At 66.4% G+C, this 13634-nt stretch carries 11 protein-coding genes; 4 read left to right on the top strand and 7 right to left on the bottom strand.

From position 1 onward, the window contains the following. Positions 1–807: helix-turn-helix domain-containing protein (locus AC1D2K_RS16560; protein WP_478089923.1), on the top strand; the 807-nt coding region annotated here is incomplete at its 5' end. On the opposite strand, the gene AC1D2K_RS16555 is transcribed toward AC1D2K_RS16560, so the two are convergent. From AC1D2K_RS16555 to AC1D2K_RS16535, 5 genes are all read right to left on the bottom strand, one after another. Then, positions 734–2500 (bottom strand): hybrid sensor histidine kinase/response regulator, encoded by a 1767-nt coding sequence (locus AC1D2K_RS16555; protein ID WP_478089922.1) that lies wholly within the window; start codon positions 2498–2500, stop codon positions 734–736. The two genes, AC1D2K_RS16560 and AC1D2K_RS16555, sit on opposite strands and share 74 nt — an antisense overlap. Before the next feature lie 4 nt (positions 2501–2504). Next, the gene (locus AC1D2K_RS16550) at positions 2505–3017 is read right to left on the bottom strand and encodes a putative pterin-binding protein (protein ID WP_478089921.1); all 513 of its coding nucleotides are present in this window, start codon (positions 3015–3017) and stop codon (positions 2505–2507) included. A gap of 72 nt (positions 3018–3089) precedes the next feature. Then, positions 3090–6092, bottom strand: coding sequence for a MobF family relaxase (gene mobF, locus AC1D2K_RS16545; protein WP_478089920.1), 3003 nt, complete (start codon positions 6090–6092; stop codon positions 3090–3092). 15 nt (positions 6093–6107) lie between these two features. Beyond that, entirely contained in the window at positions 6108–7754 is a 1647-nt protein-coding gene (locus AC1D2K_RS16540; protein ID WP_478089919.1) for a type IV secretion system DNA-binding domain-containing protein, read from the bottom strand. A gap of 7 nt (positions 7755–7761) precedes the next feature. After that, positions 7762–8115 carry a hypothetical protein gene (locus AC1D2K_RS16535; RefSeq protein WP_478089918.1) on the bottom strand — a complete coding sequence of 118 codons (354 nt, stop codon included), beginning with the start codon at positions 8113–8115 and terminating at the stop codon, positions 7762–7764. A 414-nt stretch (positions 8116–8529) separates the two neighbouring features. Here AC1D2K_RS16535 and AC1D2K_RS16530 point away from each other — a divergent pair, with 414 nt between their 5' ends. The 3 genes from AC1D2K_RS16530 to AC1D2K_RS16520 are packed head-to-tail and all read left to right on the top strand — an operon-like array spanning position 8530 to position 10321. Continuing rightward, the gene (locus AC1D2K_RS16530; RefSeq protein ID WP_478089917.1) at positions 8530–9075 is read left to right on the top strand and encodes a hypothetical protein; all 546 of its coding nucleotides are present in this window, start codon (positions 8530–8532) and stop codon (positions 9073–9075) included. Next, complete coding sequence (gene stbB / locus AC1D2K_RS16525) at positions 9072–9860, top strand: StbB family protein (RefSeq protein ID WP_478089916.1); 789 nt, start codon at positions 9072–9074, stop codon at positions 9858–9860. The genes AC1D2K_RS16530 and stbB overlap by 4 nt, the downstream gene beginning before the upstream one ends. Next, the gene (locus tag AC1D2K_RS16520; protein WP_478089915.1) at positions 9857–10321 is read left to right on the top strand and encodes a hypothetical protein; all 465 of its coding nucleotides are present in this window, start codon (positions 9857–9859) and stop codon (positions 10319–10321) included. Before stbB ends, AC1D2K_RS16520 begins: the two co-directional genes overlap by 4 nt. Positions 10322–10374: 53 nt before the next feature. On the opposite strand, the gene AC1D2K_RS16515 is transcribed toward AC1D2K_RS16520, so the two are convergent. Both AC1D2K_RS16515 and AC1D2K_RS16510 read right to left on the bottom strand, forming a co-directional pair. Then, on the bottom strand, positions 10375–12447 hold the full coding sequence (locus tag AC1D2K_RS16515) for a ParB/RepB/Spo0J family partition protein (RefSeq protein ID WP_478089914.1): 2073 nt from the start codon (positions 12445–12447) through the stop codon (positions 10375–10377). 1021 nt (positions 12448–13468) lie between these two features. Beyond that, on the bottom strand, positions 13469–13634 hold a 166-nt coding region (locus AC1D2K_RS16510; RefSeq protein ID WP_478089924.1), incomplete at its 5' end, for a transporter.

Below are 13634 nucleotides of genomic sequence, written 5' to 3'. Positions count from 1 at the left end.
CTGCTGGGGCGTCACGGCATCCCCAAGCACCGACAGGCCGCCTTCGTCGGCGAGTTTTTTGGGATCTCCCGCGCCGCCTCACATCGACGCACCCACGGAACGGCGGCGTGGTCCTTAGAGGAACTCCAGTCGATCGCAGAGAAGTTCGGTGAGACGCTCCCGGAGATGCTGGGCGGCGGTCGCCTCAAAGGTGGCACCCGTGCCACCCTGCAAGTCGGAGACGTGCAAACGCCCTGTCGCATCTGGCTGCAGCCGGAGAACGAAGAATTTGGTGGCGGCGCTTTTGTGGCCGTCGAGAACGCCGGGGTCTACACGGTCGTGCCGGCATCAGCAGCTGTTGGCCTGGCCACGCTGCGCGTCCAAAGCATCGAGATCGATCAATCCGTCGACACGCCACCCCGCATCGCTGTCTTGGACGACGACCGGGAGGTGACCAAGTCCATTTGCGCCGGTCTTCGGGAACGGGGCTATGAGGCATCGCCGTACAACACCATCGACGCATTGATGGCCGAGATCAAGCGTGAGCCATTCGACGGCTACATCCTCGACTGGAAGCTGCGCGGCGGCACCACCGTCCTGCCACTCATCGCGATGATCCGCGAGGAAACCAACCACGGCGCCATCGCCTTGGTCAGCGGCAAGTTCCGCGACTCCACCCTCAACACCCAAGAGGTGGCGGTGGCCTCGAACGACTACAACTTCCGGACCTTCGAGAAGCCGGTGCAGCTCGAATTCATCGTTGCCGCGCTCGCTCGCGATGGGTTAGCACCCGCTCGAAGCGCGATGTCTCGATCGGTTTCTCCATGACCTGGTCAAAAGGCCACGGCTCGAGCGGTCGTTCGGGCGCAGCCGCGCTCATGGCGACCAGATAGGCGTTCTGGTTCGGGCCTTCGAGACGCCGCGTCTCCATCGCCAGCTCGATCCCGCCCTTTACAGGCATGTCCAGGTCGATGAGCACCGTGTAGTAGGGGGCCGCCGCGAGATAGTTGGCGGCGGCCGCCGCCGAGTCAGCCACATCGCACCGGTAGCCCAGGCGCATGGCCAGGCCGTGGATCGAAGCGCGGATGTCGCCTTGGTCTTCCACGATGAGCACCGCGTCCATGGCGTCCGAGTGCCCATGCACCGCGTCCGGATCCTCGATGAGTGCCGGCACCCTCACGGTGACCCTGGTGCCCTGCCCTTCCTTGCTGTCGATCTCGACGCTCCCGCCCAGATGCTTGACCACGGTGCGCACGATGGTGAGCCCAATGCCGGCACTTTCGTCGGCCTTGCCTGGCGCGCCAACACGCTCGAAGGGCTCGAACGCCGTTGCCAGGCGGGCCGAGGGGATGCCGGGCCCCGTGTCCGTGACGTGAAAGACCAACTGGCCCGAGCCCAGCGGCGCAGGTTCGAGTTCGAGGGCCACGTGGCCGCGCTCCGTGTACTTGATCGCGTTGCTCACGAGGTTGGCCAGGACCTGGCTGATGCGCAGGACATCCGCCATCGCAAAGATCGGCTCCCTGGGCATCAACAGCTTGAACACGAGCCCCTTGTCGCGCGCGCGCTCACCCGCCACATCGGCAACGTCGTCCATGAGCGCACGCGCCTCGAACGACTCGGGCCGGATCTCCAGCTTGCCGKCTTCGCCTCGGGCCAGCGTCAGCAGGTCCCGCAACTGCACGCCGAGCACCATCGACGAGCGCCGGATGCGCGCAATGGCCTGCTCGCGCTCCGCGGGTGGAATCGCCATGCCGAGCAGGTCGACCGAGGACAGGATGGCCTGCAAGGGCGAGCGAAGCTCGTGGCTCACCATGCTCAGGAACTGGGTCTTGGCCCGAACGGCCGCCTCCATCTCTGCCTTGGCGGTCTGCTCGGCTTCGAGCGCCGACAGCCGCTGCTGGGCTACCGTCCGGTAAGCACGCCGCTCGCGCAGAATGGAGAGGAGCCAGATGCAACCACCGACGCCCAACAAGGCCGCCGCGAGCAAGGCCATATTGCGTGCGTGCGTCATCCTGCGCAGCACCTCATCGTCGCTTGTCGTTTCCTTGGAGCGGGCAGCCTCGACCCAGTCCTGGATCACAGGCTCGAACTCGCTGAAGCGGCTCAGAAGGGCTCGCGCCGCAGCGGCATCGAAATCCGGCGCATGCACGCGGGCGACGACCTCCTGATCAAAACGCGTGAGTTGCTCGGCCATGGCGTCGTAGCCGTCGATGGTTCGCAACGCATCGTTGACCTTCGACGGCGCCAGCAATCGATCGGCCGCTGAGGCCAGCACCGACGCGACGCGGTCAAGGGTCTCGGGCCGGACGGCTTCGCCGGCTGCCGCGGCACGCAACTCTTCCCTCGCCCTGCCAAAGGCCTTTTCATACTGCGTCGCGGACCAGTAGAAACCTTCCATGGGGCGGTTGCCCGGCCAGCGGGACGCGCCCGGCCAGAACAACAGCAACGCTGTGACGCTGAAGATCGCGGGAAGCAGTCCGATGGCCGCCTTGAAGCGCCAGCCCTTGAACCAGGTCGACATACGCTCACTGAACATGGATGCCGCAGACCTGCCAGGTGAACTTCTCCGTCCCAGTTGGGGTGTCGAGCATCGATGCGTACTGGTCGCGCGGGTACACCAGGAACAGCGGCCCGAATTTGCGCTTCGAGAGGTGCTCGCCGTTCTGCGAGTGCGCGAGAATGATGCCGTACCGGTCCATGTCGCTCCAGGGAATCGTGATCGAGTAGTCGTCCAGTGCAAACAACCGTATGGATTTTCCCCGGACTTTGGCCAGCGCCAGGACGTCGCTCAGAAGCGGGCCTTCGAAGCGGCTTCGCGGCGTCCACTCGGTGGCCGTGGTGATCGTGTGGGTTGGAAGGGCCAGCAGTTGGGATTCTGATAAAGCAATTTCACCCGGCTGCTCCCCGGCGGGCAGCGACTCCGACCGGATCATCAGAAAGGTGTCGGGCGAACACCGGGCGGCGCGCGCGGGCGTGGGTGCGACAAACTCCAGCCCCATCACGAGGGACGTCAGCACAATCAGGTCACGCGCTTTCATGTTCCAACCCTCCTGCGGATGCGAGAGATTCGATTTATCGAGGTGCGACAGAGGACTTGGACATCCGCACCTCTAGCGATGCACTCTGAGCGTGTCCGCGCGCGGTGTTGTCGGCGGCGTGTGCATCCGGATTTGAGCCGCCAGCTTGACATGCGCCGACCGGTCGATTTTGGCCTTCAGCACAACAGATTCCAAGCGCCCATCCCGCAACTCCAAGGCGGCAAACTTCTTCGGCTCCCGACTCATTGCCGTGGCAAGCTTCGACGCATCATCCGTGAACAGCGTGATGTCGTTCCGGGGTCGAGAGATCGCTACGTAGAAGACCGCGCGGTTGCTGGTCAGACTCTTGGTGTTCGCATCCACCAGCACGCGGCTCCTGGTCAGGCCCTGCGCCGAATGGATCGTGCTCGCGTAGCCATGCTGCAGGTGCATGGGTCGGCTGCGATCGATTCGGATGTGCGGCATTGCTGTGCCACCTCGAGCGCTGCGCTGCAGGATCACGTGGCCCTGTTCCACCGCACCGACCTGGTAGCGCTCGCCATTGGCGACGCCCAGCGCCTTGTCGTTGGCCGTCACGCGAACCCAATCGCCCGGCGCGAGGTCAACGGTCTCTTTCTCATAGAGGCGCAACATGGAACTGTGCGCGGGATCGAAGGTCACCCGTTGGCCTCCTTCGCGCTCGACCGTCAGGGTGTTGCGCTTGATGTCGTGACCCACGACCGTGAGCTGCTCGCCCTGCACCAGCCCCCGGGAGTAGGTGCGCTGCAGCACCACGATTTGCCCGGCGTCGTAGCTTTGCGCGGACCGCAATTCGGCGCGCGTCATGTCCACGTTGTTCAGGACCTCCACCGGCTGCCCGTTCGGCAGCGACAAGCCCTCGCGCACGAGCGCATTGATCGCGCGCCGTGCATCGTTCGTTCCGGCCACGATGAGCGTCTCGCTGCGCTCGGCCTCTGGCAATTGCACATAAGCTTCGGCAAGCCGCGCATGGCGGTGCGCGTCCTGCCGGACCTCCACGATGGTGTGGTTAAGCACTGCGACGGCCCGCGGCACTTCGTCGTTCGCGGCGTGGACCACGGCGGCGCGGATCGCCGCGTTCTTCTGGCGCTGGATCTCGGTGAGGAACGCCTTCTTCATGCCGGCATCCTGAAGTTGCTCGAAGGGCTTGCCCGCCTCCACGGCGTGCGTCTGCTTGCGGTCGCCACTGAGGACGAGCCGCGCATCCTGCTTCTCGATGATCGACATGAGCTGCTCGAGTTGGTGCGCCGGCACGACGCCGGCTTCATCCAGGAACACGATGCTGTGTCGATCCAGCGTGCGCTGCTGGGAGGTGCGGGCCAGGAAGGAGGCGAGCGTCTGTGATTCCATGCCAAGCGACGCCAGCGCCTCGTTCTGCGACGCATACGGCGCGAGGCCGATCACGCGATAACCGTGCCTGCCGGAGAGCCGGCACGTCTGCGCCTTGATGCCCGCCACCGCCTTGCTCAGCATGTGGCTCTTGCCGGTCCCGGCCAGGCCCTGGATGCCGACGAAGCGGTCGCGCGCCGTCAGCACCATCGCCACGGCGTCGCGCTGGCCCGCGTTGAGGCCGCTGGTAGCCAGCATGCTGGCGACGCTTTCGCTCGACGCGACGGGCGCCACCGCGCCTCGCCCTGCCTTCTCGATGCCGAGGATGCGAATCTCGCTGCGCTTCGCCTCCGGCGTTGCGAATCGGGCCTCCGCCGCCACGAGGGCGCCACGTTGGATCGCCAAATCGACAGAGGCTTCGGCCTGCGCCTGGGTCTGGCGGCGCGCGGCCATGGTCAGGGCGATCCAGGACGAGCGCGTGAGCTTCTCGAAGTCGTCGTGCCCCTTGAACCGGGCAGCGTTGGGATCCCTGGCCAACTCGCTGGCGCTGATGTTCAGGGAGCGGGCGGTCTGGTAGAGGGGCAGTTCCGGCAGCAGGCGTCCATCGGTCTTGGCCTGGTCGAGCGCGTCCTCCACTGCCGTGGTGGTGGTTCGCGTCGCCGCACGCCCGTAGGCCACCTCCAGCAGTTCCGCCCGAGAAAAGATGCCCTGCCGCTCCGCGAGATGAGCGATCGCGAAGGCGATCGCTTCATCCGCGGCCTGGTGGCCGCGGCTCTTTCCGGTCAGTTTTTTGCCAATGGCCTCACCGGCCCTTGCCACCTGATGGCGCACTGCATGCACCATCCCCCTCTGCGCGTCGAGATCCACGCCTGCCTCTCTCGCCGTCTGCAGCCAGTGCGCACGCAGCCAGGCCCGATCGCTCTCGGTCTTCTTCTGTCTCGTCGCCAGCGTGATGATCTGTTTTTGCGCCGTGGTCGCACTGCCGCRGTCCTGCCCTCGCGCGGCAAGCATTTTCTCGATCTCCCGACTGCGCTGGCTGAAATGCTGGATCGCCGCATCCGGGATGTGCGCCAACTCCCACCCGCCCTTGCGCGTTTCCCGAAGGTCGAAGCCGAGGGCCTTGAGTTCGGTCGCGAGCGTCGCGCGGTAGAACGCGCCGACCACCTTGACGTTCTTGAGCAGGTCCTCGTTCGACAGCGCCCGCCATTCGCCGTCGGAGCGGCGGGTCAGGTTCATCACGATCGCGTGGGTGTGCAACTGCGGATCTTGCGCGCGCGAGAGCTCGTGACGAAAGGTGGCAGTGACGAGGTTCCCCGTGCGCTCCCGGAAGGACAGACCGCCTTGCTTCTTGCGTGTCGCGGCGAACTCCTGCATCAGCTCCAGGCTCTTCTTCACCGCGGCGTCATGGGCCGCAACGATTCGCTGATCACCTTTCACAAGCGCTTGGATGCTGACCGATTTCGGCGCGCTGAAGGTGAAGTCGATGCCCTTGCGATCCTTGCTGCCCTTGGTCTGGCTCAGGCGCATGCGCTTGCCGCTGGGGAGTTGTCCGTCGAGCAGATTCTGGAAAGTTTCGCGGTCAATGGTCTGCGCGCCATCCAGGCCCAGATGGATGACGCTCTGCCCCACCCACTCGCCGCGGTGTCCCTCCTTGCCATAGTAGTCGTCCGAAGTCTCGAAGTAGTGCGCGGCGCCCGCGGCGCTGGTGACGAACTTGAAGGACAACATGGGCAGCCTCCCGCGTCAGGACGAATGCACAGTGGCAGCCATGGCAGCAGCACCCGGCGAAGCCAGCGCCGACGCCATGCCGTGGGGGGCCGTGAACAGCAGGTTGCGCTCGCAAGGCCGGTCGTGGAAGCCGTCCGCCATGATCATGGGCGCGACCACAACCGGACGGGTCTTGTACTTCATCGTCACGCGCGCGATCGGATAGTTGCCGGCGAGCTTCACGTAGCCGGTCAGGTTCGGCAGCAGGTGAAACTCGGCCGGCGAGACGAGGCGTTCGGTGTCCTGCCGGTGCGAGAGCGTCCCCTTGCCGCCGACGGAGCCGACGGACACGCTGGGGGCGCGCCGCAGCACCGTGTGCTCGCCCAGCCCGCGCGAGAACTCCTCGGCCGTGTACGTGTCGAGTTCCCCGATGCCGCACAGGAACGCGCTGCGAAAGCAATTGCGCAAGGTCAGCGCGTCATCCTTGCCGTAGGTGTCGTTGAGCTGCGCCAATGACTGGACACCCGGCATGATGCGAAGGCCCTTCTTGCGACCCTTGGTCGCCGCATCGATGATGTAGTTGAGCTTTTCGAGCGAGTCGAGCTCGTCGCAGACCAGATGCATGCGACGGCCCGGCTCCTCGGGCATCGAGAGCACGCTGGCGCAGGTCACATCGACCCAGCACGAGATCAGCGGCTTGAGCGCCTGCAGCATGTCCTCGCGCCAGGTGATCCAGAGGCTGCCCTGACCGCGGTCGAGCCAGTCGCGGAAGGAGAAGTCGCCGGAGGGCAGGTACTTGTGCGGGGTGATGTACTGCGTCAGCACCGTGCGGATGCTGGCCAGCGTGTCCGGCGCGCCGTGGAAGCAGCCCGCCGCGGGCGTGCCGGCCAGGAGTGCCTTGAGGTCGTCGTTGCTGGCCGTCGTGAGCCAGTGCACCAGCCGCTCGGTCGTTCCCGCGCCTTGGCGCAGCAACACCGTCAGCGTCTCGCTGACGATGGTGCGCCCCATGCTGTTCCAGGTTTCCTGCTCGGTGGACGGACTGCGCGGGATCAGGCTGATCGCGTACTGCTCGCAGTCGAAGCTCGTGCGGATCTCGTTGAAGATGCTCCAGCCCTGGCTGCGCTTGTCGAACGGGTTGAGGATGACGTCGCCGGGCCTGTAGAAGTAGCGCATGGAGGCGCCATCCGGGTCGACGCAGACGATGCGGTCGCCGCGCGCGACCGCACTCTCGATATAGTCGCTGATGCAGACGCTCTTGCCCGTGCCGGTCGATCCGCCGACGAAGAACTGGGTGTTCTCGACCTCTTTCGGGATCGGGATGCCCGCGAAGAGCAACTGGCCCTTGCCCCTGCGGGTCTGCGACGCCAGCACCTTCTGTCCGACCATCTTGGGACCGCGCAGCCGCGTCACGAAGACCGAGCCGCCAAAGTGATTGACGTAGCGCCTTGCGCACACCGCGAATGTGAGGACACCCAACACGAGGCCGAGGACCGGACCGATCCAGAGCACGGGCAGGAAAGGCGTTTCCTTCGCCGCGTACCAGAGACCCTTTGCAAACAGCGCTGCCGGCAGCCGGTAGTACAGCGCGACGTTGGCGATCCACCCGGCCACGGTCGCCGCGAGCACCCCCAGCGCCAGCCAGGAGCGCAGGGTGTTGTCGGGCGTGCGATGGTTGACGAACACGCGAACCTCATCGTCCCTTGAGGTAGCGCTCGATCGCGCCGACGTCCAGCGCCTGGTCCGCCTGCGCCCGGATGCTGTCGCCCACCGATTTGCGCACCATGACGTACAGGCCGCACAGGATGCTTAACAGCATCTCGGGATCGGTGCGGCCATCGTCGCCGCCGCGCAGGCGTTCGATGTTGCTGCCGATCCGCTCGAGGTCGACGCGGATCTCCTGCAGCACGCCGACGTTGAGTTGGAGCGCTTCGAAGTAAACCTGTTTGATGTGCGAACTCAAGCCCGACACGCCGGAGGCTGCATGCGCACGCGCAAGCACCTGGGCCTCCTCATCATTGAACTTGATCGACACGATGCTGGCCACGGTCATACCTCCTCAGCCAGCAACCATGCGGGCTTGCGGCCGCGAGGTCGTACCCGGCCTGCGACAGGTCATACCCAAGTTTCGAGGCTGCATGCGGGTTTGCGGGCACCTCGTAGGTGCGTATGGTGTATCGACCCTAGGCGAGTCGGCGGGCCCCTTGCCGTCCGCCAAAACACAGGCCTGGCCATGAGGAACAGGTCGGACGAGCCGAAGGATCGGCCGAGAGCGTGCCAGCAGGCCGAAGGCTGACTGCATTCGAACTGCACCCAGGCGGCAGCCTTTGTGCGCTGCTTGTGCATCCTCAGTGCACCCAAAGTGCCTCACTTGTGCATCCCTCATTTGCTTCTCCAATAGAGACAACACGAATTTGATGATCCACAATGTACCCCTTGAAGCAACGATTGAACAAGTCAAATGCAAGAGCCGGACGTTTTGCAGCGCATAGGGGAGCGGGCCGGTGCGCTGGTGGCCCAGAACCTGCGAAGTGCCTCGGTCGTGCTCAGCCACCTGCGCGAGCTCATCGTGGAGGCGCACGACATCGGTCACAGCCACAAGGCCATCCACGCCTCGCTCGCAGCCGCAGGGCTTCGAGCGAGCTGGAACACCTACAAGTCTTGCCTGGCGCGCATGAAGAAGGCGACGCGCGCCGTGCCGTCCTCTTCTTCCCCCTCCTCTTCGTCTTTCTCTTCCACTGCCACTGCCACTGCCACTGCCACTGCCACAGTCACCGCCACCAGCGCACGGAGCCCGGATGCTTCGATGCGGCCCGGCGCTGCGGTTGCGGACGAAGCCACACCGCTGCAGTCGGATCTGGCCCCCACGTATCCCAGCGCCTCGGCCACACGCGTCCTGGACGCGTTGATCGAGGCCCGCAAGGTCGCGTCGCGCGACTACGCACAGATCGCACGCGACCTCCACCGCCAGCAGCAACGCGAGCCATCGCGCAAGGACCGCCCATGAAAATCTGTGTCCTGAACCTGTCCGGCAACGTCGGCAAGAGCACCCTGGCGGTGCACCTGCTCGGCGCCTTTGCGCCGGGCGGCAAGATCGTCAGCGTCGAATCGATCAATGCGTCGAGTGCCAGCGACGTGGACACCCTGAACGTCGAGGAACTCGCCGCCAATCGCTTTCGCGAGATCTTCCGGGAGATCATGTTCAACGACGATGTCATCGTCGATGTGGGCGCCTCGAACGTCGGGCCCTTCATGGACGAGATGGGACGCTTCAAGAGTTCGGTGGGCGAGTTCGACATGGTGCTCGTGCCGACCGTTCCGGCGGACAAGCAGCAGCGCGACACCGTCACCACCATCGATTGGCTGTCCAGGCTCGGCGTGGATCCGGCGAAGGTGCGCGTGGTCTTCAACCAGTACGCGAGCCACGGGCTCGAACCCGTGAAGATGGCCTATGCGCTCGTGGCCGGCTATGCCGCCACGGAGGGCAGGGACAAGGCGGTGTTCGAGCCGCACGCGGTCATTGCGGCCAACGAGGTCTTCGAGCTCGCGAAGGCGAGCCGAAAGACCATCGCCGAACTGGCGCAGGACCCGACCGACTGGCGGGCCGCGCGCGGCGAGGCGAAGCGAGCCGGGGACCTGGCCGCGCTGGAGCGCGCCATGGCCGGCCAGATGACGCACGACCTGGCGGTCACCGCCCAGCAAAACCTGGAGGATGTGCACGCCCTGCTCTTTCCACCATCGGCGCAGTCAGCGGTGAATGTCGTCGCGATGGCCAAGCCGCGCCGCGCATGAACCCGGCCAGCGCGCAGCATGCGGCGTTGCGCATCCTGCTGGAGGATGTCGATCCGCTGCTCGAGCGCGCCGAGGCAGCGGCGCAGACGCTGACGAAGGTGCACGAGGAACTGACGGCCGATCTGACGACGTTGGGCGCGCTGGTCCAGCAGTCGCTCGACGCGCAGCCGCTGTTGCTGGAGACGGGCCGCAAGCTCGGCGCCTCGGCCTCGCGGATCGAGGCCGCGATGCACGGTCGCCCGCTTCCGGCGGCGGCCGGCGCCGCCCGCCCTGGCGTTCCGATTTGGGTCGCCTGCACCCTTAGCGCAGCGCTGACGGCGGCGTTGGTCACGGGCACGATCTGGTTCGGGATGCGCGATGTGCGGGAGCAGGCGCGCGTCGGCCGCGCGCTGATGTCGGCATGGCCGTCGCTCGACGCGGCCACGCGCGCCAAGGTGCACGAGCTGATCGGGAAATCATGAGAAGGCCGGCGACATTTCCCTCGCCGGCCCTGTGGACGTCCCGGGATGGCTGATCAGTCGTCGGACTCTGGGTCTTCAAAGCCGACGGGGTTCGCACCACGTGCGCGCAGCGGCGCGGGCAACCAGCGCAAGCCTTCGAGTTGGGTCGCGCAGTAGGCGATCGCTTCGGGCTTCTTCATTCCGGCCACGGCCTTCGTGGCGTCGGTGCCTGTCGCTTCCCTCACCGCTTCCAGCGCCTTGGCCTTGCTCACGCTTCCGAGGTAGTTCGTTGGAGTCGCCACCCACCAGTCGGCCATGTCGATGCCGAGGGCCTCGGCGATGGCATCGCTCTGGTCGCGGGAGCGCTCACGGCCCGCCACCGCGTCGATACTGCGTGCGGTGCAGTAGGCCAGCAGGTCGAGCAGCGTGTCGCGGTCCTGGCCGAGCAACCAGCCGAACAACGCCTGCGGGTTGCCGGGGAGCCGGTCGCCCCACGCCGTCTCGGCCTGCCCGAGGATCGCGCCCGCGGGAGAGGTCTCGTAGCCGGTCGCGTTCTGCGCGAGAGCGTGGTCGCTGGTCAGGTGCACGTGCACCTTCACCACATCGTTGCCCCGGCTGTACTGGCCGAAGACGGTCTCGGCCATCCGGTGCACGACCGTGACCAGTGCCACGTGCGGGTTCTGCGTCAGCGCGGCCTGCAGGGCCGCGGTGCGGTGCGCGGTCAGGTCGCGCATGAGCTTCTCGCTGAACTCGGGACGCCTCTTCATGTTCCCTTTTCCCTCGCTGGCGTCGGCTTCTCGCTCATCGCCGCTCCCGCCTGCGCCCGTCCCCGCCGTCCGGTCCTCGGGCCGGATCAGGCCACGATGGACGGCCACCCGCCCCGCGGGGTCGATGCGCACCAGCGCACCGGTGCGTGCCATCTGTTCGGGCGTCCAGGCCTGCAGGGCCGCACGGGCGGCGTCGAGCTTGTCGTCCAGGGCATCCAAAGCACCGGACAGGCGCTGTTCCTCGACCTCGTAGGCGTCGGCACCGGGATCGCCTTCTTCCTCGTTGCGCGCATAGGCCTCGGCCAGACGGTCGCGCTCGGCCTGCATCGACTGGATGGCCTGTGTTTCCGCCGGTGTCGGCTCGCGCTCGGCCTGCGCCTCGCTCCCGTAGCGGCGCACCGCGAGGCTGTCGCCCTCGGTGAGGCAGTCCACCCATCCCCAGCCTTCGGCGCGCACTTCCTCGGCCAGGGCGCGCAGCTTCTCCATCGCGAGGGTCTGCAGCAGCACCGAGTCGTCCAGATAGACGCTCCCCGCATCGTCGCCATCGGCAAAGAGATCGCGGCGCACCGCACCGCCCCGGGCTTCGTAGGCGTCGATGCCCACGAAGCGCGCGAGCCGGCTGTCGCCCGCGCAGGACTGCTCGGTCAGCATGCGCCGAATCGTCCATGCATCGCGGTCGTAGGCCGGCAGGCCATCCCAGACGGCTTCCTGCGCCGCGTGGTCCTCGGTCAGCGCGAGCGCCTGCAACGGGTCCTGCTCGATCTCGTCGGCGCGGTACATCGCGAGGAAGCGCGGGGCCAGACGTGCGAGCTTCAGGCGGCGCTCGACCGTCAGCACGCTCACCCCGAAGCGGCCCGCGACCTGCCCGACCGTGAGGCCTGCCTCCACCAGCTTGCGGAAGGCTTCCATCTCGTCGGCGGGATGCATGGCTTCGCGACCGGAGTTCTCCGCCAGCGACACCTCGGCGGCGCGGGCGTCGTCGTAGAGCTTGCATTCCACGGGCTGCGAGGCGCTCCACTTGCCCTCGGCGACGAGTTGGTGCATGGCGCGCAGGCGGCGGCCACCGGCCACCACGGCGAAGCCCCCCTCCRCCTGCGCGACCACCGCGAGCCGCTGCAGCAGTCCCTGCGACTCGATGAGCGCGGCAAGTTCGGCAATGCCGTCCTCGTTAAACACCCGGCGCACGTTGGCCTCGCTGAGCACCAACTGGTCCAGCGGCACCAGCACGTCGCGGGTGGCGGGCGCGATCACCGCGACTCGGGCGGCGGTCGCCTTCCCGGAAGCCTTCGGCTGGGTAGCCTTGCTGGGCCTTGCGGCCCCGTTGAGTTTGCGTGGCGTCTTGCCTCCGGCAGCGACCTGGGTCTCGATAACAGCAGTCATTTCCGTTTCCTTTGCAATTGAAATTGAAGAGATGCCGGGCTTCTAGATCTCGAGCCCTTCGATGAAGGGTTGGGGTTCGCATCGGCCTCCTGCCCGGAGCTGGCCGCCGTTCTCCTGAGTCTTTCGCCCGGTGAACGACAGCGACGGCTCGGACGCGGGAGCAAGGGGGAAGGTTTGTAAAGCGCAGCTTTATGAAGACCCCCTTGCAGGCGCAGCCGGTCCCGCGGCCGCGCCGGCGCAGAGTCACCGGACAAAGCGAAAGAGCACAGGTGAACGGCAGCACCGACCGAGGCCGATGCGCGCCCCAACCGCCGCGCGGCGAGCGCCTCTACCTGCCGCAGGCAGGTCTGGCAAGAGGAGGTTCAAGGGACGTCAGTCCCGCGCGCCAGGGATGCGCAAGGCTGGCCAGCAGGCCAGTCCCCGCGAGGGGATGAGCGCGAAGGCGCGAACCTGGAGCAGCCCGACAGCGGCAAAGCCGGTGGGGCGCCCTGCCACTTCAGGGCGTCGGACCCAGGCGTCCCCCGCGCCATGGAAGCATCGTGACGGCGCACAGTCCGATGATTTGCTGCCGCATGACGACGAGATCGCCGAGTGCGCCCACCCGATGGCCAGGGCGCAAGGCATTGAACGGACTGACGTTCTGCCCATGATGCTCACCAAGGCCGTACGAAAACCGCTTGCTTTTGAACTTCTGCAGTCTTCACCGTTTGGAACTGAACCGCGCAGCGGTCAGCGGCGGCGATGGCGCGATGTGCCACCAGGGCTGAAACCGGTTTTCCGCCGTCCTTGACCCACCGCTCCCGTCGCCCTGCCGATGGGCGCCGCGCGAGGGGTCTGGCGGCGGCCGTGATCGGGGCGTGAACAGCCGTTCTGGGCCGTTGATGCCGTTCGAGTTCGCGCCCCTCGACTCCGCTGAGCAGTCGAGAGCAGACGTTCACGTTGTGCTCTCCTGCCGGCGCAGTCGGCTGCGGATTCAACCTGACCCGTATCGATCAGGACCTCGCCGCGTCCGACCGTGGGGTCACTTTCCGAACGGCAGCACCAGCGTCGCAAACACCGCGTAGCCCGAGACCCGGTTCTGCGCCCAGAACTCGTAGTAGGCGCGCAAGTTGGCATACGCCGGCAGGCCCCCAAATTTGAATGCGTACCCGACTTCCGGTCCGATGGCGGCGACCCGAGACTTGAAC

The sequence above is a fragment of the Variovorax sp. P1_H12_2 genome (genome assembly GCF_056405335.1).
Note: the sequence above shows the minus strand (reverse complement) of the source record. Positions and strands in the feature narration are given on the sequence as shown.